At 70.4% G+C, this 21840-nt stretch carries 21 protein-coding genes and 1 rRNA gene; 10 read left to right on the forward strand and 12 right to left on the reverse strand.

Annotation, left to right across the window (positions count from 1 at the left end; genetic code table 11):
- Together rrf and ABZ576_RS04060 are read left to right on the forward strand one after the other, a co-directional pair.
- A 5S ribosomal RNA gene (gene rrf, locus ABZ576_RS04055) occupies positions 1–95 on the forward strand; the annotation flags it as partial.
- A 97-nt stretch (positions 96–192) separates the two neighbouring features.
- A complete protein-coding gene (locus ABZ576_RS04060; protein WP_360735543.1) occupies positions 193–753 on the forward strand; it encodes a GNAT family N-acetyltransferase in 561 nt (186 codons plus the stop codon).
- 37 nt (positions 754–790) lie between these two features.
- On the opposite strand, the gene ABZ576_RS04065 is transcribed toward ABZ576_RS04060, so the two are convergent.
- The 7 genes from ABZ576_RS04065 to ABZ576_RS04095 form a co-directional block, all read right to left on the reverse strand.
- Positions 791–2386, reverse strand: a complete 1596-nt coding sequence (locus ABZ576_RS04065) for a type VI secretion protein (protein WP_360735545.1) — start codon at positions 2384–2386, stop codon at positions 791–793.
- 12 nt (positions 2387–2398) lie between these two features.
- Complete coding sequence (locus ABZ576_RS04070; protein ID WP_360735547.1) at positions 2399–3811, reverse strand: ATP-binding protein; 1413 nt, start codon at positions 3809–3811, stop codon at positions 2399–2401.
- A 14-nt stretch (positions 3812–3825) separates the two neighbouring features.
- Positions 3826–5382 carry an SCO6880 family protein gene (locus ABZ576_RS04075; RefSeq protein WP_360735549.1) on the reverse strand — a complete coding sequence of 519 codons (1557 nt, stop codon included), beginning with the start codon at positions 5380–5382 and terminating at the stop codon, positions 3826–3828.
- Entirely contained in the window at positions 5379–6704 is a 1326-nt protein-coding gene (locus tag ABZ576_RS04080; protein WP_360735551.1) for a hypothetical protein, read from the reverse strand. Before ABZ576_RS04080 ends, ABZ576_RS04075 begins: the two co-directional genes overlap by 4 nt.
- Positions 6694–7521, reverse strand: a complete 828-nt coding sequence (locus ABZ576_RS04085) for a hypothetical protein (protein WP_360735553.1) — start codon at positions 7519–7521, stop codon at positions 6694–6696. The genes ABZ576_RS04080 and ABZ576_RS04085 overlap by 11 nt, the downstream gene beginning before the upstream one ends.
- Positions 7522–7692: 171 nt before the next feature.
- Positions 7693–8001, reverse strand: coding sequence for a hypothetical protein (locus ABZ576_RS04090; RefSeq protein ID WP_014673544.1), 309 nt, complete (start codon positions 7999–8001; stop codon positions 7693–7695).
- A 320-nt stretch (positions 8002–8321) separates the two neighbouring features.
- Complete coding sequence (locus ABZ576_RS04095) at positions 8322–8924, reverse strand: TetR/AcrR family transcriptional regulator (RefSeq protein WP_360735555.1); 603 nt, start codon at positions 8922–8924, stop codon at positions 8322–8324.
- Positions 8925–9013: 89 nt separating this feature from the next.
- Between ABZ576_RS04095 and ABZ576_RS04100 the strand changes: the two genes are divergently transcribed.
- The 3 genes from ABZ576_RS04100 (at position 9014) to ABZ576_RS04110 (ending at position 12050) form a co-directional block, all read left to right on the forward strand.
- On the forward strand, positions 9014–9937 hold the full coding sequence (locus ABZ576_RS04100; protein ID WP_360735557.1) for an oxidoreductase: 924 nt from the start codon (positions 9014–9016) through the stop codon (positions 9935–9937).
- Between the two features lie 176 nt (positions 9938–10113).
- The gene (locus ABZ576_RS04105) at positions 10114–11115 is read left to right on the forward strand and encodes a bifunctional lytic transglycosylase/C40 family peptidase (RefSeq protein WP_360735559.1); all 1002 of its coding nucleotides are present in this window, start codon (positions 10114–10116) and stop codon (positions 11113–11115) included.
- Positions 11116–11345: 230 nt separating this feature from the next.
- Positions 11346–12050: a phosphatase PAP2 family protein gene (locus tag ABZ576_RS04110; protein WP_360735561.1), complete on the forward strand. Its 705-nt coding sequence runs from the start codon at positions 11346–11348 to the stop codon at positions 12048–12050.
- A gap of 109 nt (positions 12051–12159) precedes the next feature.
- On the opposite strand, the gene ABZ576_RS04115 is transcribed toward ABZ576_RS04110, so the two are convergent.
- Positions 12160–13728, reverse strand: a complete 1569-nt coding sequence (locus ABZ576_RS04115) for an FAD-binding oxidoreductase (RefSeq protein ID WP_360735563.1) — start codon at positions 13726–13728, stop codon at positions 12160–12162.
- A gap of 330 nt (positions 13729–14058) precedes the next feature.
- Between ABZ576_RS04115 and pstS the strand changes: the two genes are divergently transcribed.
- The 4 genes from pstS to pstB all read left to right on the forward strand — a co-directional run bounded on the left by pstS (position 14059) and on the right by pstB (position 18217).
- Positions 14059–15189, forward strand: a complete 1131-nt coding sequence (gene pstS, locus ABZ576_RS04120; RefSeq protein ID WP_360735565.1) for a phosphate ABC transporter substrate-binding protein PstS — start codon at positions 14059–14061, stop codon at positions 15187–15189.
- A 115-nt stretch (positions 15190–15304) separates the two neighbouring features.
- The gene (pstC, locus tag ABZ576_RS04125; RefSeq protein ID WP_360735567.1) at positions 15305–16309 is read left to right on the forward strand and encodes a phosphate ABC transporter permease subunit PstC; all 1005 of its coding nucleotides are present in this window, start codon (positions 15305–15307) and stop codon (positions 16307–16309) included.
- Entirely contained in the window at positions 16306–17367 is a 1062-nt protein-coding gene (gene pstA / locus ABZ576_RS04130; RefSeq protein WP_360735569.1) for a phosphate ABC transporter permease PstA, read from the forward strand. The genes pstC and pstA overlap by 4 nt, the downstream gene beginning before the upstream one ends.
- 73 nt (positions 17368–17440) lie before the next feature.
- Positions 17441–18217, forward strand: a complete 777-nt coding sequence (pstB, locus tag ABZ576_RS04135; RefSeq protein ID WP_360735571.1) for a phosphate ABC transporter ATP-binding protein PstB — start codon at positions 17441–17443, stop codon at positions 18215–18217.
- Positions 18218–18376: 159 nt separating this feature from the next.
- Here pstB and ABZ576_RS04140 read toward each other — a convergent pair whose 3' ends face one another.
- Entirely contained in the window at positions 18377–19375 is a 999-nt protein-coding gene (locus ABZ576_RS04140; protein WP_360735572.1) for an inorganic phosphate transporter, read from the reverse strand.
- A gap of 7 nt (positions 19376–19382) precedes the next feature.
- On the reverse strand, positions 19383–20003 hold the full coding sequence (locus ABZ576_RS04145) for a DUF47 family protein (RefSeq protein ID WP_360735574.1): 621 nt from the start codon (positions 20001–20003) through the stop codon (positions 19383–19385).
- Between the two features lie 230 nt (positions 20004–20233).
- On the opposite strand from ABZ576_RS04145, the gene ABZ576_RS04150 reads away from it, so the two are divergent.
- Entirely contained in the window at positions 20234–20539 is a 306-nt protein-coding gene (locus ABZ576_RS04150; protein WP_360735576.1) for a metal-sensitive transcriptional regulator, read from the forward strand.
- Between the two features lie 14 nt (positions 20540–20553).
- Here the strand turns inward: ABZ576_RS04150 and ABZ576_RS04155 are convergent, their stop codons facing one another.
- Positions 20554–20736 carry a hypothetical protein gene (locus tag ABZ576_RS04155; protein WP_360735578.1) on the reverse strand — a complete coding sequence of 61 codons (183 nt, stop codon included), beginning with the start codon at positions 20734–20736 and terminating at the stop codon, positions 20554–20556.
- A gap of 109 nt (positions 20737–20845) precedes the next feature.
- Positions 20846–21706, reverse strand: coding sequence for a hypothetical protein (locus tag ABZ576_RS04160; RefSeq protein WP_360735580.1), 861 nt, complete (start codon positions 21704–21706; stop codon positions 20846–20848).
- Positions 21707–21840: the final 134 nt, after the last annotated feature.

Consider the following 21840-nt stretch of genomic DNA (forward strand, 5'->3'; position numbering starts at 1 on the left):
AAACGCCCGGTTACATACCGAACCCGGAAGCTAAGCCTCACAGCGCCGATGGTACTGCAGGGGGGACCCTGTGGGAGAGTAGGACGCCGCCGAACTCCTTTTGAGAAAAAGCCCCAACTCCGGGATATCCCGAGAGTTGGGGCTTTTTCGTATGTCCGCCCGTGGTGATCACCCGTGGTCTACGGTGGCCGTATGACCCGCCTGACCAGGAACGATTACGTCATCCGCGCCATACGCCCCGACGACTGGCAGCGCGTGAAACAGCTGCGGCTGGACGCGCTGCGGGACCCCGTGGCGCACCTCGCCTTCCTCGAGACCTACGAGGAAGCCGCAGCCCGGCCGGACTCCTTCTGGCAGGACCGGGCCATCGGATCCGGCGAAGGATCCACCTCGGCGCTCCAGTTCGTCGCCGAGGCGCCCGACGGGAGCTGGGCCGGCTCCCTGGCCGTACTCATCGAAGAGGCCGGGACCAAGGACTGGGCAGGCTTTCCGGTCGAGCGGCGGCAAGGACACGTCGTCGGGGTCTTCGTCCGGCCCGAGCACCGGGGGAACGGCCTGGTCGAGGCGTTGTTCGAGGCCGGTGTCGCCTGGGCGTGGGAGCGCGGCGCGGAGCGGGTACGGCTGTACGTCCACGCTCGTAACGCGCGGGCGCAGGCGGCGTACCGCAGGATCGGCTTCCGGCCGAGCGGTGTGGAGGTGTCGTTCGTGAAGAACGAGGCCGAGCAGGAACTGGAGTTCGTGCTGGAGCGGTGAGCACCGGCCGGCCCCGGTCGGAGGGCCGGGCCGGGGCTCAGGCCGGGAGTTCCTGCTGCGGCCAGCGGGAGCGGGCCTGCTCGCGGGAGCGGATCAGGGCGAGCGCCGGCAGGCCCTGAGCGGTTCCGGACGCGAGCAGGTCGGGCAGCTCGGGGAAGGGCGCCACGGCCGCGATGTCGTCCAGGACCAGGGTGAGTGGTGGGTCGAGCCGACCGGAGGATGACCGTTCGGCCATGCGCCGGCCGCGCTCGACCACGCTGGAGACGAGGGCCGTCAGAAGCGGCATCGCGCCCGGGTTGCTCCTGGGGTCCTCGATGGATTCACCGACCACATAAAGTGTGCCCGCTTCGTGGACAAAGGAATCCAAGGCGAGGGCATCATTTCGGTTTGGTGTGCATGCCTCGCGGACGTTGACGGTGAAGAGGGCCGACAGGGCCCGGCTGGTCAGTTCCTGCGCCATGTCCCGGCGTTCCGGGTGCGCGGTGAGCGCCGCCTCCAGCTCGCCCGCGGCACCGGCGGCGGCTTTCGGATGCGTACGGAGGGTGCGGACGGCGTCCTGCACCTGGTTCCCCTGCGACCAGCGGTGGACGTGCCGGATGGTGCGGTTCTCCAGGGCGGCGGCGTGCAGGTAGCTGCGCAGGAGCGTGGTCGCCGTGTCCGCCAGCGCCTGGTCGATCCTGGCGGTGGGGCGTACCGGGGCGAGGAGCGCGGTGGCCCTGCGCACGGCCGTCTGCTTGTCCTCGCAGCCCGCGGTGGGGGACCAGTGCAGGCGGGCCGGGGTGTCGCACCGGTGCGTCGGGTCGTAGAGCAGGGTGGGGCCGAGTTTGGCCCGGGTGTCCTTCGTCTCCGCCCACAGAGCCGGATTCGAGGTGACGACGAGGACCGGGCCCTCCGCGTCCCGTACGGCCCGGCCCGCGGCCGCCTGGCGGCTCTCCCTGGGGCCGATGAGCAGTCGCTCCGATCCGCCGGCCGGCTCGCCGTGGCCCGGCAGGGAGCCCACCGGCCCCGGCCGTGCCGACTCCGGGAAAGGCTCCGCCGCGGGTACGTACACCTGTGCTTGTGCCTGGGCGGGAGCCTGTGACTGATCGTATGCCGGTGTGCGCGTCTGGGCGTGTGCCTGCGGCTGAGGCGGCTGAGGCGGCTGCTGCGGGTGCGCCGGTGCCGGGGCTTGCGGTGCCGCCCGCTGCGCGGGCACCTCGTGGACCGGTTCGGCGGGCGCCGCCTGCGGGCCGGAGGCGGGCACCGCCAGAAGGGCGGCCCGCTGCCGGGCCCTCCCCGCCCGCCACCGTGCCACCACGCCCAGCAGGAACACGGTGAGCACGAGCAGGATCATCAGCTGGCCGAGGAACAGGCCCCAGAACAGGCCCCAGCCGGACAGCTGGGCCGGCGGGGTGTCCGGCCAGGCGCCGGTGACGTCGTGCGGCCGGCCGATGAGGTGGCGCATGGCCAGGGGGGTGCGGGTGAACGTGACGTCGTCGGGCCAGGCCCCCTGGGCGAACAGGCCGGCCAGGCCCGTGGCCGTCCACACCAGCACCGTCATGCCGAGGAGGAACCCGAGTATGCCGATCAGCAGGCCGTCGGGGATGCCGCCCTGGCCGTCCCGGCGGCTGTCACGGCGGTCGTCCGGTCTCACCTTGCACTCCCCCTACGCCACCGTGGACTCGGAGTCGCCCAGGTGCTGCTCCACGAAGGCCGCGGCCCGCTGCTCGGCCTCGAGTTCGGCCGCGCGCAGGGCGTCGTCGGCCGTGAGGTCGCTGGAGGACTCGGTCATCGCGCGGTCGGTGAAGACCAGGGGCCGTTCCGTCTCCGTGACCAGGTGTTTGACCACCTGGACGTTGCCGTTGACGTCCCAGACGGCGATGCCGGGGGTGAGCGTCGGAATGATCTCGACCGCCCACCGGGGCAGGCCCAGCACCCGGCCGGTGGCCCGTGCCTCGTCGGCCTTCTGGGCGTAGATCGTCCGCGTGGACGCCATCTTCAGGATGGCCGCCGCCTCCTTCGCCGCGGCCCCGTCGACCACGTCGGACAGGTGGTGGACGACCGCCACGAAGGACAGGCCGAGCCGGCGCCCGAACTTCAGCAGCCGCTGGAACAGCTGGGCCACGAAGGGGCTGTTGATGATGTGCCAGGCCTCCTCGACGAGGAAGATGCGCTTCTTCCGGTCGGGGCGGATCCAGGTGTGCTCCAGCCAGACGCCGACGATCGCCATGAGGATCGGCATGGCGATGGAGTTGCGGTCGATGTGGGAGAGGTCGAAGACGATCAGGGGCGCGTCGAGGTCGATGCCGACCGTCGTCGGCCCGTCGAACATGCCGCGCAGGTCACCGTCGACCAGCCGGTCGAGGACCAGGGCGACGTCCAGGCCCCAGGCCCGTACGTCGTCTATGGCGACGTTCATCGCCTCCGCCGACTCCGGCTCGGGGTGCCGTAGCTGCTCCACGATGTCGGAGAGGACCGGCTGGCGGTCGACGATCGTCTCGTTGACGAACGAGTGGGCGACCTTCAGGGCGAAGCCGGACCGTTCGTCCAGGCCGTGGCCCATCGCCACCTCGATGATCGTCCGGAGCAGGGCGAGCTGCCCGGTCGTGGTGATCGACGGGTCCAGGGGGTTGAGCCGGATCCCGTGGTCGAGTGCGGCCATGGGGTCGAGCCGGATGGGAGTTATCCCCAGCTCCTGCGCGATGAGGTTCCACTCGCCCACGCCGTCCTCGCCCTGCGCGTCCAGGACGACGACCTGGCGGTCCCTGAACCGGAGCTGGCGCAGGACGTACGTCTTCTCCAGCGCCGACTTGCCGTTGCCGGACTCGCCGAGGACCAGCCAGTGCGGGGCCGGCAGCTGCTGGCCGTACAGCTGGAACGGGTCGTAGATGTAGCCCTTCCCGGAGTAGACCTCGCGGCCGATGATGACGCCGGAGTCGCCGAGGCCGGGTGCGGCGGTGGGCAGGTAGACGGCCTGGGCCTGGCCCGTGGAGGTGCGCACCGGCAGGCGGGTCGTCTCCACCTTCCCGAAGAGGAAGGAGGTGAAGGCCTCGGTGAGGACGGACAGCGGATCCCGCATCGGCGAATCAGCCCCTACCTTCGGATGCCGGTGGCGAACGGAAGTGTGTTCACGAAGGCGCGGTGGTGCTCTCGGTCGCACCACTCCAGCTTGAGGTACGACTTGCCGGCGGAGGCCCTTATCGTGCGCTTGTCGCGGGCGAGTGCTTCCGGGGAGCGGGCGGAGACGGTGATGTAGCCGACGAGGTTGACGCCGGCGGCGCCGCTGGCGAGGTCCTCGCCACGCTGGTCGAGGCGGTTGTGCGCGGCGATGTCCCGGGGGTCGACGGTCCGGTTCATCTTGGCGGCGCGGGACGCCTCGGCCTCGTCGTTGGTCTTCTCGGTCAGCATGCGTTCGATGGCCACCTCGGTGGGTTCGAGGTCCATCGTGACGGCGACCGTCCGGATGACGTCCGGGGTGTGGACGAGGAGCGGGGCGAGGAAGTTCACGCCGACCGGGGTCATGGGCCATTCCTTCACCCACGCCGTGGCATGGCACCAGGGGGCGCGGGTGCTGGACTCGCGGGTCTTGGCCTGGAGGTAGGTGGGCTCCATGGCGTCCAGCTCGGCCGGCCAGGCGTTGCGCTTGGTCATCGCCTGGATGTGGTCGATGGGGTGGTCCGGGTCGTACATGGAGTGGACGAGGGACGCGAGCCGGCCTTGGCCGAGCGGCTGCCGGACGCGGATGTCGGCCTCCTGGAGCCGCGAGCAGATGTCGGTGAGCTCGCGGGCCATGACGACCGCGAGTCCGGCGTCCCGGTCGACCTTGCCGCCGTGGGCGCGGACGGCACGGGCCATGGCGTGTGCCTCGGCGGCCAGTTCGCGGGTGTAGTGCATGCAGGCGACGAGGTAGGCGCGGTGCTGCTCGCTGCTGGTGGAGACCATGGACTGCAGCTGGTCGTAGGAGCGCTGCAGCCACTGCGGGGAGCGCTCGTCGCCGCGCACGGCGACGTCCTTGGCGTGCGCGTCCGGGTCCGCGGGCAGGGTGCGGGCGAGCATCTGGATCCGCGTGACGAACCCGTCGCCGTTGGCGACGTGCTTGAGCAGCGTGCCGAAGCGGTCGACCAGGGCCTCCTGGTCCTCGGAGTCGCGCAGGCCGACGCCGGGGCCCTCGATCTCGATGGCGGCCGTGACCGTCCTGCGGTCGGCGTGCAGCAGTACGGCGATCTCGTCGGGTCCGAAGGGCGCGGCGAGCCAGCTGATGCGGCCGATGCCGGGCGGGGGTCCGATCTCGATCTCCCGGCCGTCGAGCCGGGTGCCGGCCTCCATGGCGCCGGACCGGTAGACGGCCCCGCCCTTGAGGGTCCGCTTGTACGAGCGGTTGATCTCGAACCACTTGTAGAAGGTGCGGCGCTTGTACGGCACGTAGACGGCGGCGAGCGCGAGCAGCGGGAAGCCCATCAGCAGCACGATCCGCAGGGACAGGACCGGGACGAGGAGGCCGCACATCATGCCGAGGAACGCGCCGGCGATGATCAGGGCGATCTCGCCGGTCTCGCGGTTCCGGCCGATGATCGCGTTCGGCCGGGCGCGGCCGATGAGATACGTACGGCGGGGCGTGACCGTATGGGACAGGTGGGACTCGGTCGTCAACGCCCTTCACCTCCCGTGCGGTTGTTGCGGGTGTTGCTGGCGTGCGGGGTGTTGACCGGGCTGGGCGCGCGGGGCGCGGGCGTGGCGGAGGGGACGGCTCCGCCGCTGCTCCCGGTGGGGGTGCGGCTGCTGTGGGCGGCGACGCCGCCGGAGGCGGGGTTGGCCGGCCGCGGGGTGCTGGAGCCGCCTTGGGATCCGTTGCTGTCGGCGCGGGTGCTGTGGGTCTTGATGCCCTGGGCGACGAGGCTGGCGGGGGAGCTGATGACGGCGGCGGCCTTGCTCTCGGCGCCCTGCATGATGCGGTTGCTGCGGGAGCCGGCGATCTCGTCGCCGAAGCCGGGGACGAAGCGGTAGATCATCGCGCTGGCGAAGATGGCGAGCAGGATGATGGCGAGGCCGGAGACGACGGCGGAGAAGGCGTCGGGGCCGTCGCCGCCGGACAGCGCTCCGGCCAGGCCGAGCACGATGACGATGACGGGCTTCACGAGGATGACGGCGATCATGATGCCGGCCCAGCGTCGTACGTGGCCCCAGAGGTTCTTGTCGACCAGGCCGGCGTAGACGACGGTGCCGAGGAGGGCGCCGACGTAGAGCAGGGCGGCGCGGATGACCAGCTCCAGCCAGAGGATGCCGGCGGCGAGGATGCTGACCAGGGACACGACGATCAGCATGATGGGGCCGCCGCCGATGTCGTTGCCCTTCTTCAGGGCGCCGGAGAAGGTGCCGAAGAAGGTGTCGGCCTGGTCGCCGGTGGCCTTCGCGAGGACGTCCGTGACGCCGTCCGTCGCCGAGACGACGGTGTACAGGATCAGCGGGGTGAAGGCGGAGGCCAGCACGGTGAGCCAGAGGAAGCCGACGGCTTCGGAGATGGCGGTGGTCAGCGGCACGCCGCGCACCGCGCGCTTGGCCACGGCGAGGAGCCACAGCAGGACGGTCAGCACGGTGGAGGCGGCGAAGACGATGGCGTACTGCTTCAGAAACGCCTGATTGGTGAAGTCGACGGTGGCGGTCTCCTTCACGGCGTCACTCAGCTTCCCGATGGTCCACGAGGCAGCATCGGCACACCCCTTGGCCAGGGAGGCGAGGGGGTCGAGGGTGTCGGTGAGGGGGGTGCCGCCGTTGAGACCGGGGGAGCCGTCCGAGCCGCTGTCGTTCGCGTCGCAATACTGCTTGGCAGGGCCTCGGATGAGCTCACAGGCGTCACTGCTGTATGTAGGGGACGGGGAAGGGTCGGCGAAGGCGCGTGTGGCCAGGAGCACCATGGCTGCCTGAACGGTGCCGACGACAGTCGCGATCCTGAGGACGCGGTGGTTAGCGCGCATACGTGAACCCTCCGTACTCCTCAACGGCCTTCGTCATGTCGTCAGAGGTGGATGCCTTCTGATCGCGGCCCACCGGGACGGGTCCGTCCTTCTGCTGGAAGTCGGTGATCTTCCAGTCGTCGTTGACCCACGTCATTTCGTACGTCGTGGTGAACCAGCTCTCGGTCACCGGGTTGGTCGAGGAATCGCCGGAGAGGCCGAAGAGCGAGGTGTACCAGACTTCTACCGTGGCGGAGCCCGTATCCATCGAGATGACCTTGGTGCCTACGGGGATGACACGCGAGACGAATGTCTGGCCCTGCGGAGGGATGCCGTTCTTCGTCAGTCCGATATTGGAAAGGAACTTCTCATTGGAATAGGCATTGTCCAGCGCCGACTGCTTCGACGCGGCGACATCCGGTGCGTACACCGTCGTGATGATGTCGTGCCGCCGCGCGGTGTTGAACATGTCCGCCGACCCCAACGCCACCGCAAAGTTCGCCGCAGCGCTCTGTGCGCCCTGCTCCGTGTGGGCGTAGCCCGAGGGGATGTTGTTGGTTTTGGTTTGTACGGGGTGGGTGCCTGAGGGGGCTGTGGGGGAGGTGCGGGGGTTGGAGCCCTTGGCGGTGTCGTCGCCCCCCTCCTCACCCCCCCGGTTCGCGAAAGCGATTGCGGCGATGAGGAGGACTGCTACGCCGACCACCGTGACCAGGCTTCTGGAGGAGGAGCGGTGGGGGCGGCGGGGGGCGCCGCCGTAGGGGTCGGTTTCCGGGAGGCGGGTTCGGGTGCGGCCCGTCTCGGGGTAGTCGGTGTAGCCCTGTTCGTCTCCGGGACTCATGCCGTGTGCGCTCCCTCACCCTCGTAGACATACGACGGTAGCCGTGCTGGTTCCCGCGCGGGCGCGGTGTGGTGACTCGACATCAGGGAAACGCAACCTCAGCCGGTGGGCACGACGGGTGGGTGGGGTGGAGGGGACAGCCGCAGCCGGGTGTGCCCGGGAGGCCCGGGGCTACACCGCCATGCCGTACACGATGGTGAACAGGGTGCCGAGGGAGCCGATGATGAAGACTCCGGTGAGGCCGGCGATGATCAGGCCCTTGCCCTGTTCCGCGCTGAAGGTGTCCCGGAGGGCCGTGGCGCCGATGCGCTGCTTGGCCGCGCCCCATACCGCGATGCCGAGGCAGAGGAGGATGGCCACGGCCATGACCACCTCGATCATCACCTTGGCCTCGTTGCCCAGGCTGCCGAAGGGGCCCCAGTCCGGAGCGATCCCGCCGATGATGGTGTTGATGTCTCCCTTGTCGGCCGCAAAGAGCATGTAAGTCACCGCCCCTGGTGGGTAGTTCCGCGAGCGCCCCTGCGGTGTGCAGAGGTCGGGACTCATTGTCGCCGACAACGGCGCCAACGTATGTCGACTTGACGTCATTGACTGGCGGGTTTCGTACATACGGCCCGCCCGGTCACTCTGTGTATCACGGCAGGTCACCCCGGGCAACGAGGTCGGAGCGGAACCTGTCGTGTGGTTCGGTCGTTGACCTTCATTACGGCCGCGAAAGGGTTCTGACGGCCGGTCGGGTGAGGCGTCGCGTCGATGTTCTCACGGGCGGGGTCCGAGACGTGCCCGGTCGTGCGGGTGGGTCAGCGCGGGCGCAGGCCGTGCAGGAGCAGGTGGACGTGTTCGTCCAGGCCGGCCAGTGCTTCCTCCGCCTCCAGGGCGCAGCCGGCGATAAGGGCGGCGAGGCCGTGCAGGCTCGCGGCGGCGGCGAGCGTGATGCGTTCGGGGTCGCCCTCGACGATCTCGCCGCGCTCCTGGCCGTCCGCGATCAGCCTGGTGAAGGTGCCGAGGGTCTGGTCGACGGCCGCCGCGAGCTGCGCGGAGCCGTCGGGGTCGTGCTTGCGCGCGAACATCAGCTCCAGCAGTTGCGGGTGCTCGACGGCGAAGCCGAGGTAGGCGCGGGCGAGTGCGGTCATCCGCTGCTGGAAGCCGAGGCCGGCGTGGTCGGCTGCGGCCAGGGCCTGGTGCATCCGCTCGTACCCGTCCAGCGCCAGGGCGTCGAGCAGGGCCTGCTTGTCCTTGAAGTGCCGGCCGGGGGCGGCGTGGCTGACGCCGGTCTCGCGGGCCAGTTCGCGCAGGGAGAGCGCGCCGACCCCCTTCTCACGCAGGGTGCGCTCGGCGTTCCTCAGCAGGGCGGCGCGCAGGTCTCCGTGGTGGTAGGGGCGGGTCGTGGACATGCGCACCATCGTAACGCGATGTTGTCGTTGCCAGCTTTGTTGGCGGCGCCACCATTGTTGTCGTTGACAGCATTGTTGTCGGTGCCTACTTTGGAGGCATGGCTGATACGACCGAAGCGCGCACCCCGCGCAAGTGGAACGCGACCCACCTCCCCGACCTGGCCGGCCGTACGGCCGTCGTCACCGGTGCCAACAGCGGCATCGGCCTCGCCACCGCCGAGGCGCTGGCCCGGGCCGGGGCGCACGTGGTGTTCGCCGTACGGGACCTCGCGCGGGGCGGCGCCGCGGCGGCGCGGGTCGCGGGCAGCACCGAGGTGCGCCGGCTGGACCTGGCGGACCTGGACTCCGTGCGCGAGTTCGCCGCGGCCTGGGACCGCCCGCTGGACCTGCTGATCAACAACGCGGGCGTGATGATGCTGCCGGAGCAGCGCACCCGGCAGGGCTTCGAGATGCAGTTCGGGACCAACCACCTCGGGCACTTCGCGCTGACCAACCTGCTGCTGCCGCAGGTGACGGACCGCGTGGTGACCGTCTCCTCGGGCGCCCACCGCGTCGGCGGCAAGAGGATCCACTTCGAGAACGTGAACCTGCGCGGCGCCTACGGTCCGACCCGTGCCTACGCCCAGTCCAAGCTCGCCAACCTCCTGTTCACCCTGGAGCTCCAGCGGCGCCTCGCCGAGGCCGGGTCCGCCGTGCGCGCCCTGGCGGCGCACCCCGGCTGGGCCGCGACCAACCTCCAGAGCCACGCCGCCCATCCGATCGCCCGCCTGTTCATGCAGGCCGGCAACAGGTTCCTGGCCCAGGACGACAAGGCCGGCGCACTGCCGACGCTGTACGCGGCGACCCAGGACCTGCCCGGCGCGGCCTACGTCGGCCCCGACGGCCCGGCGGAGATGCGCGGTGCGCCGACCCTGGTCGGCCGCAGCGCGGCCGCGAGCGACCCGGTGGCGGCCCGGCGGCTGTGGACGCTGTCGGAGGAACTGACGGGCGTGCAGTGGCCGCTGACGGCGACGGTGCGATGACGGTGGAGTGACGGGAACGGCCGCGCCCCCTAGGGCGGTGGCGACCGGGTTCCGGGCGGGCCGAGTACACCACGGGCGGGCTGAGCGGGCGTCACTCCGGCCCCGGCTCCTGTGAAATGACGCCACTTCGCGCGCAAATGGCTTCGAAAAGCGCCCGCATGGGGGAAAGTTGGAGCGTGCGGAAGGTATGGGTGTTCGGTGGGGCGGCCGTCGCGCTCGGCACGGGCTTCGTCATGCTGCTCGTCGTCGGCGTGTACATCGTGGCCGGAAACCTGGTCAACGGGGTGACGTCGGGCAGCCGGGGGCTCGCCAAGGGCGCCGTCCCGGCCGCCTACAAGGAGCTGGTGCAGAAGTGGGGCAACCTGTGCCCGGCGCTCAGCCCGGCACTGCTGGCCGCCCAGCTCTACCAGGAGAGCGGCTGGAACCCGACGGTCGTCAGCCCGGCCGACGCCCGCGGCATCGCCCAGTTCATCCCCAGCACCTGGGCGACCCACGGCATCGACGGCAACGGCGACGGCAAGCGCGACATCTGGGACCCGGACGACGCGATCCCGTCGGCCGCCTCCTACGACTGCGAACTCGCCAAGTACGTCAAGGACGTGCCCGGCGACACCGCCGACAACATGCTCGCGGCCTACAACGCGGGCGCCTACCGCGTCATCCGGGCGGGCGGCGTGCCCGCCATCAGCGAGACGCAGAACTACGTCCAGCGGATCCGCAGTCTGGAGAAGAGCTTCGCCGCGCCCGTCACCCGGATCGACCCCACCCGGCAGGCCGCCGGCGCCATCGCCTTCGCGCAGAGCCGGCTCGGCACGCCCTACCTGTGGGGCGGCAACGGCACTGCCGACCAGGGCGGGCGCTTCGACTGCTCGGGCCTGACCAAGGCCGCGTACGAGAAGGTCGGCATCACCCTGCCCCGGGTGGCCAACGACCAGTACAACGCCGGACCGCACCCCTCCCGGGACCAGCTGCTCCCCGGCGACCTGGTCTTCTTCTCCGACGACCACACCGACTCCCGGGCCATCCGGCACGTCGGCATCTACGTCGGCGGCGGGTACATGATCGACGCCCCGCGCACCGGTGCCGTGATCCGCTTCGACCCGATCGACACCCCCGACTACTTCGGCGCGACCCGGGTCACCGAAGATGGCGCAAAAGCGCTCCCCACGACCGTGTGAGCGGACCGTGATTCCACCCCCTGAGCTGCGGCGACGAGTCTCTCTTCGATAACGTCTGCGTGATCATTCAGTGGAGAGTGGAACGTATTGATGGTGGCTGTGCGTTCCTGTTGACGTAGCCGAGCGGACGTCAGTGCGGCAGTGCAGCGGAAGCGGATCTACACACCACGGGGGGCAGGAGCGGCGCACACGAGGTGCGTCCGGGAAGACGACGAAGGGGCCGCAGCACCATGGCACGACTCGCCGAATCCGGAGCGAACCCCGACGTCGACCTGCTCTACGACATCAACGGCCTGGCCAAGGACGCCCCCGGCTGGTTCGACCGGGTCATGGAGTTCGTCGGCGAGTACGGCCTGCTGATCGCCATGGTGCTGCTGATCCTGTGGTGCTGGTGGTCGGTGCGGCGCCGGGGCGGCGAGGACGCGGCCCCCTCGGTGGCCGCGCTGGTCTGGGCACCGCTCGCGGCCGGCCTCGCGGTGCTGGTGAACGTGCCGATACGCGGTTTCGTGCGGCGTCCCCGCCCCTTCGTCGACCACGAGGGCCTCGACGTCCTCGTCAGCGGCAAGACCGACTTCTCGTTCGTCAGCGACCACGCGACGATCACCATGGCGCTCGGTGTGGGGCTCTTCGTCGCCAACCGCCGCTTCGGCCTCGCGGGCATCGGGCTCGCCCTGCTGGAGGGCTTCTGCCGGGTCTACATGGGCGTGCACTACCCGACGGACGTCGTCGGCGGCTTCGCCCTCGGTACGGCGGTCGTCCTGCTGCTGTCGCCGGCGGCCACGGCGCTGCTGACGCCGCTGATGCGGGCCGTGGAGCGGTCGCGGCGGGCCGGCCGGCTCGTACGGCGCCGGCCGCCGGCCGGGGAGCGGACGGACGCGGTGCTGCCCGGCACGCGCACCTCCGTGGCGTCCGAGGAACGGGACCTGGCCGCGTAGGGGGTCTCCCGGGGCCCCGCGGAACCGCGCCCCGCCGCCGGGCAGCCGGAGCAGCCGGAGGATCCGGGACCGCCCCCGGCCCCCCTGCGACTCCCCCGGCCCCCTGCGACTACAGCCCCTGCCGGTACGAGAAGAACCTCTCCGGGTCGTACTGCTTCTTCACCTTGGCCAGCCGGGACACCGCGTCCCCGTAGTACGCCTTCTTCCAGTCCTTCAGCGTCGGGTCGGTGTAGTTCTGGTACGCCGCGCCGGACGCGTACGGCCTCATCGCGCCGTGCGCCGACGCCAGCCACGACTGCGCCGTGGTCCCGGAGGCGCCCGCGCCCCAGGAGGCGATGTACTGGGCCAGCATCCGGGACCGGCGGTGGACGAACGCGGTCGCGGTGGGCGAGACCCGGTTGACCGCGCCGCCGAGGGCCGTGAACGCGATGCTGCCCCCGCCGCCCCGCACCGCGGCGATCTGCTGCAGCACGGTCCGGATGCCGGCCGCGGACAGCGAGCGGTCGAAGAAGTCGGAGCGGGCCGCGTACGTCTCGCGGCCCAGCTTGCCCTGCGGGGAGCGCCCCGGGGTGGACCCGGGCAGGTGGCACTGGGCGTCGGTGGCGAAGGAGGAGCAGCCGGCGTAGATCTCCATCGCCTCCTCGTAGCCCCGGCGGCGCAGGGTGACGGAAGAGGCGTTCGCGCCGGCCAGGTGGGCCAGGCGGTCCACGGCGTTCTGGAGCTCGCCGTAGGTGCCGAGGGAGAAGCAGGCGACGGAGACGGCCGGGGTGCGGCCCGGGGAGCAGGACAGGTGCAGGGAGGACCAGATCTCGTCGGGCTGGCCCGGGCCCCACTGCTGCCAGGCCGCCAGCACCTTGGCGGCCTTGGACCACGGCCAGGTCAGGTAGGCGGTGACGGCCTGCGGCGCGGCGTGCGTCTTGAACTGCAGCTCGGTGACGACGCCGAAGTTGCCGTTGCCGGCGCCGCGCAGGGCCCAGAAGAGATCGGCGTGGTGGCCGGCGTCGGCGGTCACCTGGGTGCCGTCCGCCGTGATCAGGGTGGCCCGGGTGAGGCTGTCGCAGGTCAGCCCGTAGGCGCGGGAGGCGACCCCGTGGCCGCCGCCGAGCACCAGGCCGGAGACGCCCACGGTGGGGCAGGAGCCGGCCGGTACGGTCACGCCCTTCGCGGCCAGCGCGCGGTAGACGTCGATCAGCTTGGCGCCGGCGCCCACCACCGCCTGGCCGCCGCTCGCCCGGACCCGGTTCAGCTTGGAGACGTCGAGGATCAGGCGGTCGTCGCCGGAGGAGTAGCCGGCGTAGGAGTGGCCGCCGTTGCGTATGGAGACCTTGACGCGGTGCGCGCGGGCGTAGGCCAGCGTCGTCCGGATGTCGGCGGCGTGCGCGACGTAGGCGACCGCGGCCGGTTTCAGGCCGTCGAAGCGGGTGTTGTACAGCTGGTGGGCGGTCTTCCAGGAGGCGTCGCCGGGCCGCAGGAGGGTGCCGTCCAGGTCACGGGCGAGGGCCGCCCAGTTCGCTGCGGCGCCCGCGCTGGTGGTCCGCAGGGCGGTGAGGGACGATGACCGCGGCGGCGTACCGGTGTGTGCCGCCGGGGCGGACGAGCCTCCGCCCGCACCGCACGCGGTCAGCGCGGTCGTCGCCAGGGCGGCCGCGCCACCCGAGATGAACGTACGCCGTTCCATGTCCGTCGCCTTTCGTCGGCTCTCGTGGAACGAGACGGCGCGCCGCACCCCGGGGTTCCCCCGGACGGGTGATGAACATCGGACACGTGTCCGGACAACCCGTCCGTCGGAACCTCCGTGTGCTCTCCCCGTAAGCATTCCGTGACCTCACCGGGCTGACGGCAGGGGTTCACCCCCCGTTCACTTCCGGCCATCGGCGGCTTCACCTGTTCTGCCTAATTTCGGCCGTACCGGGTGCCGAGTGCGGCCATGCATACGGCCGGACGCTCACGCACCTCTACGACTTCGCGCGCCGCCGACAGCGGCGGCTCCTGGAAGGAACTCCCGAAAGTGAAGCTTCAGCGCAAGAACCGGCTGCGCGCCCTCTCCCTCGGTGCTGTCGCCGTCTCCGGCGCCCTGGCCCTGACGGCGTGCGGCTCCGACGACAACGGCGGCGGCGACGCGTCGGGGAACCCCTCGACGTCCGCCGGTGCCGCCTCGATCAAGTGCGACGACGCCAAGGGTCAGCTCCTCGCAGACGGCTCCTCCGCGCAGAAGAACGCGATCGACGCCTGGGTCAAGGCGTTCTCGCAGGCCTGCGGCGTGCAGATCAACTACAAGGGCGGCGGCTCCGGCGCCGGTGTCACCGCGTTCACGCAGGGCCAGGTCGCCTTCGCCGGTTCCGACTCCGCGCTGAAGCCCGAAGAGGTCACCGCCTCCAAGAAGGTCTGCTCCGGCGGCCAGGGCATCGACCTGCCGATGGTCGGCGGCCCGATCGCCCTCGGCTACAACGTCCCGGGTGTCGACAACCTGGTCCTGGACGCCCCGACGATCGCCAAGATCTTCGACAGCAAGATCACCAAGTGGAACGACCCGGCGATCGCCGCGCTGAACAAGGGCGCGAAGCTCCCCGACCTGAAGATCCAGGCGTTCCACCGTTCGGACGAGTCCGGCACCACGGACAACTTCACCAAGTACCTGATCGCCACCACCCCGGACAACTGGAAGTACTCCGGCGGCAAGGCCTGGCAGGCCAAGGGCGGCCAGTCCGCTCCGCAGTCCGCGGGCGTGGCCCAGCAGGTGAAGCAGACCTCCGGCGCCATCGGCTACTTCGAGCTCTCCTACGTCAAGGACGGCATCAAGTCCGTCTCCATCGACACCGGCGCCAGCAAGCCGGTCGCGCCCAGCTCCGAGAGCGCCACCGCCGACATCGCCGCCGCCCAGGTCGTCGGCACCGGCAAGGACCTCGCGCTGAAGCTGGACTACAAGACCAAGGCCGAGGGCGCCTACCCGATCACCCTCGTCACCTACGAGATCGTCTGCGACAAGGGCAACAAGGCGGACACCCTGCCCGCCACCAAGGCCTTCCTGCGCTACATCGCGAGCGAGGACGGCCAGAAGATCCTCCCGGGCATCGGCTACGCGCCCGTGCCCGACGAGATCATCGCCAAGGTCCGCACGACCGTCGAGGGCCTGAGCTGACCTGACCCGTGAGTGCGGCCCGGTTCCCGACAGGGCCGGGCCGCACCGTCCGGTGCACCGCCGCCATGAGCCGCGGCCCCCGACAGGGGCACGGCTTTGCAGACCGGAGAACCCGATGGACATATCGACGACAACCGACGCACCTCCTCCCACGCAGCAGCCCAGGCCGGCCGAGCGCAAGCGCGCGGCCCGTGGCGCCACCCGGCCCGGCGACCGGATCTTCCTCGGTCTCTCCCGCGGCTCGGGCATCCTGCTGCTGGTGATCATGGCCGCCATCGCGGCCTTCCTCACCTACCGTGCCGCCCTCGCCATCAGCAAGGACCACGGCAACTTCCTGACCACCTTCGAGTGGAACACCAACGTCCTCGAGCCGAAGTTCGGCATCGCGGTGCTGGCGTTCGGCACGATCGTCTCCTCGATCATCGCCATGCTCATCGCGGTCCCGGTCGCGGTCGCGATCGCGCTGTTCATCACGCACTACGCCCCGCGCCGCATGTCGGGCCCGGTCGCGTACGTGATCGACCTGCTCGCCGCCGTGCCGTCCATCGTCTACGGCCTGTGGGGCGCCCTCGTGCTCGTCCCGCACATGAACGGCCTGTTCGGCTGGCTCAACGACTTCTTCGGCTGGACCGGCGTCTTCTCCTGGGAAGAGGGCGCGCCGCGCTCGATGCTCACCGTCGGCGTGCTGCTCGCCGTGATGATCCTGCCGATCATCACCAACGTGAGCCGCGAGGTCTTCCGCCAGGTCCCGCAGACGCACGAGGAGGCGGCCCTGGCCCTCGGCGCCACGCGCTGGGAGGTCGTCCGCATGTCCGTGCTGCCCTTCGGCCGCTCCGGCGTGATCTCCGCTTCCATGCTCGGCCTCGGCCGTGCGCTCGGCGAGACGATGGCCGTCGCCACCGTCCTCTCCCCGTCCTTCGACATCCAGGCCAGCCTGCTCAACCCGGGTGGCGGCACCTTCGCCCAGAACATCGCCAGCAAGTTCAGCGAGGCCAACGAGTTCGGCCGGGACGCGCTCATCGCCTCCGGTCTGGTCCTGTTCGTCATCACCCTGGTGGTCAACGGCGCGGCCCGGCTGATCATCGCCCGCCGCGCGGAGTACTCGGGGGCCAACGCATGAGCACCGCAAGCCTCACCGACAAGCGCCCCAGCACCCTGCGCGCCGCCAGTCTGCCCAAGTGGACGCCCTGGGCGATCGCCGCGGGCTCCGTCGCCGCCGGCCTCGGCATCAGCGCCGCCGCCGGCCTGGGCAGCGAGATCCAGTGGGCCCTGATCGCCGCGGTCCTGTTCGTCGTCGGCACCTACGCCGTCGCGGCCCGCGTGGAGGGCCGCCGGCAGGCCAAGGACCGTGTCGCCACCAGCCTGGTCTGGGTCGCCTTCGTGCTCGCCGTGGTCCCGCTGGTCTCCCTGATCTGGGTGACCGTCGCCCGCGGTGTGAAGGTCCTCGACGTCTACTTCCTGACGCACTCCATGGGTGTCGTCGCCGACACCGAGCCCGGCGGCGGCATCTACCACGCCATCATCGGCAGCCTGGAGCAGGTCGGTCTGGCCACGCTCATCGGCGCCCCGATCGGCGTGCTCACCGCGATCTACCTGGTCGAGTACGGCCGCGGCCGGCTCGCCAAGGCGGTCACCTTCTTCGTCGACGTCATGACGGGCATCCCGTCGATCGTCGCGGGTCTGTTCATCCTCAGCCTGATGCTCATCTTCGAGATGCAGCCGTTCGGCTTCGCCGGTTCGCTGGCCCTGGCCATCCTGATGATGCCCGTGGTCGTCCGCTCCACCGAGGAGATGCTCAAGCTCGTCCCGAACGAACTGCGTGAGGCGTCCCTGGCGCTCGGGGTGCCGAAGTGGCGCACCATCCTGAAGGTGGTCCTGCCGACCTCCATCGGGGGTATCACCACCGGTGTGATGCTGGCGGTGGCCCGTATCGCCGGTGAGACCGCGCCGGTGCTGCTGCTGGTGTTCGGAAACCCGTTCATCAACAACAACCCGTTCGAGGGCGCGCAGGCCTCGCTGCCGCTGTACATCTACCAGCAGTTCGCCAACAGCGCGGGTTCCGGTGCGGCGTACGACCGGGCCTGGGCGGCGTCCCTCACGCTGATCGCCTTCGTGATGATCCTCAACCTCGGGGCCCGCGGCATCGCCCGCTGGAAGGCCCCGAAGTCCGGTCGCTGAGGCGACTATCTCCGGCTCCGCCGGGCGGAGCCCCACAGCGACCGAGCTTGAATTCCCTGGAAGTGAAGTAGACATGGCCAAGCGAATCGACGTAAGCGGACTGACCGCCTACTACGGCTCCCACAAGGCGATCGAAGACATCTCGATGACCGTCGAGCCGCGTTCGGTGACGGCGTTCATCGGCCCCTCCGGCTGCGGCAAGTCGACGTTCCTGCGCACGCTGAACCGCATGCACGAGGTCACGCCCGGTGGCCGCGTCGAGGGCAAGGTGCTCCTGGACGACGAGGACCTGTACGGCGCCGGGGTCGACCCGGTCTCCGTCCGCCGCGAGGTGGGCATGGTCTTCCAGCGCCCGAACCCGTTCCCCACGATGTCGATCTTCGAGAACGTGGCGGCGGGCCTGCGCCTGAACGGCAACTACAAGAAGGCGGAACTGAACGACATCGTCGAGAGGTCGCTGAAGGGCGCGAACCTCTGGAACGAGGTGAAGGACCGCCTGAACAAGCCGGGCTCCGGGCTCTCCGGCGGCCAGCAGCAGCGTCTGTGCATCGCCCGTGCCATCGCGGTGGAGCCGAAGGTGCTGCTCATGGACGAGCCGTGCTCGGCCCTGGACCCGATCTCCACGCTCGCCATCGAGGACCTGATCGGTGAGCTGAAGGAGCGGTTCACGATCGTCATCGTGACGCACAACATGCAGCAGGCGGCGCGCGTCTCCGACCGTACGGCCTTCTTCAACCTGGCGGCCGTCGGCCAGCCGGGACGGCTGATCGAGATCGACGACACCGAGCGGATCTTCTCCAACCCCTCGGTGCAGGCCACGGAGGACTACATCTCCGGCCGCTTCGGCTGAGCAGGCCGGTACAGACCCCTCGCGGTGCTGCATGGCGGTGCCACCGTGAGGACGCAGAAGGGCCCGCCCCCGGTATCCGGGGGCGGGCCTCTGTGCGTCATGGCGCCGCCCGGCCCTCCCCGGTCCCGCCCGCACACGGGCGGTTCCGGCAGGAGGGATCTAGAGGGCGACCAGCTTCACCAGGCCGAAGGCCAGGGCGGCGACCAGCGCGGCCGCCGGCATGGTGATGAACCAGCCCAGCACGATGTTCTTGGCCACGCCCCAGCGGACGGCGTTGAGGCGCTTGGTCGCGCCGACACCCATGATCGCCGAGGTGATGACATGGGTCGTGGAGATCGGCGCCTTGAAGATGAACGCGGTCGTGAACATGATCGACGCGCCCGTCGCCTCCGCCGCGAAGCCCTGCGGCGGGTCCAGCTCGATGATCTTGCGGCCGAGCGTCCGCATGATCCGCCAGCCACCGGCGTACGTGCCGAGCGACAGCATCACCGCGCAGACGATCTTGACCCAGACCGGGATCGGGTCGCCGAAGGTCTCGTGGCCGGAAATGACCAGTGCCAGGACGACGATGCCCATCGTCTTCTGGGCGTCCTGGAGACCGTGGCCGAGGGCCATGCCGGCCGCCGAGACGGTCTGGGCGATGCGGAAGCCCCGCTTGGCCTTGTGCGGGTTGGACCGGCGGAACAGCCACATGATCGCCGTCATGACCAGGTAGCCGACGAGCAGACCGACCAGCGGGGACAGGAACATCGGAATGATGATCTTCTGAAGGACCCCGCCCCAGAGGACGTCCGTGCCGCCGGCGAGCGCCGCGCCCACCATGCCGCCGAACAGGGCGTGCGAGGAGGAGGAGGGCAGGCCGAAGTACCAGGTGACCAGGTTCCAGACGATCGCGCCGACCAGCGCCGAGAAGAGGATGCCCATCCCGGTGGAGCCCTCGGGCGTCTCGATCAGCCCCTCGCTGACCGTCTTGGCGACCCCGGACCCCAGGAAGGCACCGGCGAGGTTCATCACGGCGGCCATGGCGAGGGCCGCCCGCGGGGTCAGCGCCCGCGTCGACACCGACGTCGCGATCGCGTTCGCCGAGTCGTGGAAACCGTTCGTGTACGTGAAGAAAAGCGCGACCGCGATGGTCACGACCAGGGCGAAGGTGTCCATCGACGCCTCAGGACTCCTTGACGGCGATGGTCTCCACCGTGTTCGCCACGTGCTCGAACGCGTCCGCCGCCTCTTCCAGGACGTCCACGATCTGCTTGAGCTTGAGTACCTCGATCGCGTCGTACTTGCCGTTGAAGAGGTGGGCGAGCAGCTTGCGGTGGATCTGGTCGGCCTGGTTCTCGAGGCGGTTGACCTCGATCCAGTACTCGGTCAGGTTCTCCATCGTGCGCAGGTGGGGCATCGCCTCGGCGGTCAGTTCGGCCGCCCGCGCCAGCACCTCGATCTGCTGCTCGACGCCCTTGGGCAGTTCCTCGACGTTGTAGAGGACGACCAGGTCGACGGCCTCCTCCATGAAGTCCATGATGTCGTCCAGGGAGCCGGCGAGGGAGTAGATGTCCTCCCGGTCGAACGGCGTGATGAACGAGGAGTTCAGCTGGTGGAAGATCGCGTGCGTGGCGTCGTCACCTGCGTGTTCGGCTGCCCGCATACGCTCTGCGATCTCGGCCCGGGCGGAGGAGTCCGCCCCGAGCAGTTCCATCAGGAGCTTCGAGCCGGTGACGATGTTGTCCGCGGACGCGGCGAACATGTCGTAGAAGCTCGTCTCCCTGGGGGTCAGACGAAAGCGCACGTGGGGTCCTCGGGGTGCTTCGGTTTCGGTCAGGCTGATGCTAGGCGCATCATCCGGCCACGGCTATCGGGCCGCATCCCAGTGTCGCCCATCGGGCAGAGTGATCCGCACGGGGGCGTACCAAGGGCCGCATACCCAGCGAAGTTCGCTACCATATACCCTCCCGGGGTATATTTCCGGGTATCGATCCCTTTTCGTGTCCACAGCCCGTCCCGATACGGAGGCCCGCGATGACGACGACCGAGGCCGGCGCCACGCACGGCTACCACAAGCAGAAGGACGAGCACCTCAAGCGACTGCGCCGCATCGAGGGGCAGATCCGCGGCCTCCAGCGCATGGTGGACGAGGACACCTACTGCATCGACATACTCACGCAGGTCTCCGCCTCCACCAAGGCCCTGCAGTCCTTCGCGCTCCAGCTGCTCGAGGAGCACCTGCGGCACTGCGTGGCGGACGCGGCCCTCAAGGGCGGCGAGGAGATCGACGCGAAGGTGGACGAGGCGACGAAGGCGATCGGGCGGCTGCTGCGCAGCTGAGCCGTCCCGCCCGCTCAGCCGCGGCCGCTGGCCGGATCCCGCTCCTCCGCCACCCGCAGCACCTCGTCGATGCTCTCCAGGCTGAGCCGGTCCTCGGCGGCCGAAGCCGCGATGATCAGCTCCCCGCACAATTCGATCTCGGCGAGGGCCACATGGTCCTGAACCGCCGTACCGCCGACCGGAGCCACCCGCCTCACCTCTTCCCCGTCGTCACCGACTTCCTAGGGTAGGCAGGGGGCCACGTGGCGCGCATGGCACGGACGGGCTACTTACGGGAGGGCGTCCCGGACTAGTGCCTGGCCGGATTCAGGCGCCGGGCGCGCCCGAGTCCTCGGCGATCCGGCCCGCGAAGATGTCCGCCGGGTCCGGCAGCCGTACGTCGGCGGGCACCCCGAAGTCGAACAGCAGGAGCGTCGAGGCGACCGCCACACCCGCCTTCTCACGGCCGTTGACGAAGCTGAAGCGCTGCCGGAGCTTGCGGATGCGCCCCTGGTCGTCCAGATAGGCGTCGAACGGCACCTCGGCCGCGGCGAACCCCCTCGCCGCCGCCGCCAGGGACGCCCGGTCGCCGGCGGCGGCGTACCGTGCCGCACGGCGCAGGTCGGCGGTGCCCCGGTAGTGCCGCACCGGCGTCCCGGCGACCTCCGTCCGGCCCACCAAGGCGGCCTCCCGCGTCCCGCGCAGCACCTCGGCGGCCGCGTACGGGTCGGTCGCGCCGCCGGTGACCAGGTTGCCGTCGGACAGGGACGCCGTCTCCACCCGCACCCACTTGTCGGCGGGCACGCCCGCGCCCCGGTTCTTCATGTACAGGGCGCCCGGGGCGAGCAGTTCGGTGATGGGCCGGTGTCCGGGGGCGCCCGTGGGATCCTCGGGCAGCATCACGGTGAGCCGGCCGAGGCGGCGCCGGTAGTCGTAGACGCCCCGGCCGCGGATGGTGACGCGGGTGCCGCCCGTGGCCATCTCCATGGAGGTGCGCGCCTTGGAGGTGCCCGCGTCGCGCAGCGCGTCGGCGGCCCGGTGCAGGGCGGTGACGGGGTCGGCCGGGCCCTTGACGTCCTCGGCGGCGGCCCCGCTGCCGGAACAGCCCGTGGCACCCGTGCCGAGGCCGAGGACGATGCCCACCGCGGCGGCCGTTGTGCCCGCGCGCCTGTGCTGCCGCCGATCCATCGCCTGCCTACCCCCAGCCGGAGTGTCCGTCACGGGCCCCTCGTCGATCGGATAACGACGGGTAAGGGGTGCCGTCACGCGCCGCGGGAAGCGGCGGGAGCCGTGGGGATCCGTTCGCCGAGGGCTGGGTAACG

The organism is Streptomyces sp. NPDC013455 (assembly GCF_040632975.1).
GTDB lineage: Bacteria > Actinomycetota > Actinomycetes > Streptomycetales > Streptomycetaceae > Streptomyces.

What these genes read in the sequence shown, in the direction of transcription:
- ABZ576_RS04070 (WP_360735547.1), bottom strand. Translation starts at nt 3,811, where the DNA reads ATGCGGGATCCGCTGTCCGTCCTCACCGAGGCCTTCACCTCCTTCCTC.
- ABZ576_RS04110 (WP_360735561.1), top strand. Translation starts at nt 11,346, where the DNA reads ATGGCACGACTCGCCGAATCCGGAGCGAACCCCGACGTCGACCTGCTC.
- pstA (WP_360735569.1), top strand. Translation starts at nt 16,306, where the DNA reads ATGAGCACCGCAAGCCTCACCGACAAGCGCCCCAGCACCCTGCGCGCC.
- ABZ576_RS04140 (WP_360735572.1), bottom strand. Translation starts at nt 19,375, where the DNA reads ATGGACACCTTCGCCCTGGTCGTGACCATCGCGGTCGCGCTTTTCTTC.
- ABZ576_RS04150 (WP_360735576.1), top strand. Translation starts at nt 20,234, where the DNA reads ATGACGACGACCGAGGCCGGCGCCACGCACGGCTACCACAAGCAGAAG.
- ABZ576_RS04095 (WP_360735555.1), bottom strand. Translation starts at nt 8,924, where the DNA reads ATGGTGCGCATGTCCACGACCCGCCCCTACCACCACGGAGACCTGCGC.
- pstC (WP_360735567.1), top strand. Translation starts at nt 15,305, where the DNA reads ATGGACATATCGACGACAACCGACGCACCTCCTCCCACGCAGCAGCCC.
- pstB (WP_360735571.1), top strand. Translation starts at nt 17,441, where the DNA reads ATGGCCAAGCGAATCGACGTAAGCGGACTGACCGCCTACTACGGCTCC.
- ABZ576_RS04085 (WP_360735553.1), bottom strand. Translation starts at nt 7,521, where the DNA reads ATGAGTCCCGGAGACGAACAGGGCTACACCGACTACCCCGAGACGGGC.
- ABZ576_RS04100 (WP_360735557.1), top strand. Translation starts at nt 9,014, where the DNA reads ATGGCTGATACGACCGAAGCGCGCACCCCGCGCAAGTGGAACGCGACC.
- ABZ576_RS04115 (WP_360735563.1), bottom strand. Translation starts at nt 13,728, where the DNA reads ATGGAACGGCGTACGTTCATCTCGGGTGGCGCGGCCGCCCTGGCGACG.
- ABZ576_RS04080 (WP_360735551.1), bottom strand. Translation starts at nt 6,704, where the DNA reads ATGCGCGCTAACCACCGCGTCCTCAGGATCGCGACTGTCGTCGGCACC.
- ABZ576_RS04160 (WP_360735580.1), bottom strand. Translation starts at nt 21,706, where the DNA reads ATGGATCGGCGGCAGCACAGGCGCGCGGGCACAACGGCCGCCGCGGTG.
- ABZ576_RS04090 (WP_014673544.1), bottom strand. Translation starts at nt 8,001, where the DNA reads ATGCTCTTTGCGGCCGACAAGGGAGACATCAACACCATCATCGGCGGG.
- ABZ576_RS04060 (WP_360735543.1), top strand. Translation starts at nt 193, where the DNA reads ATGACCCGCCTGACCAGGAACGATTACGTCATCCGCGCCATACGCCCC.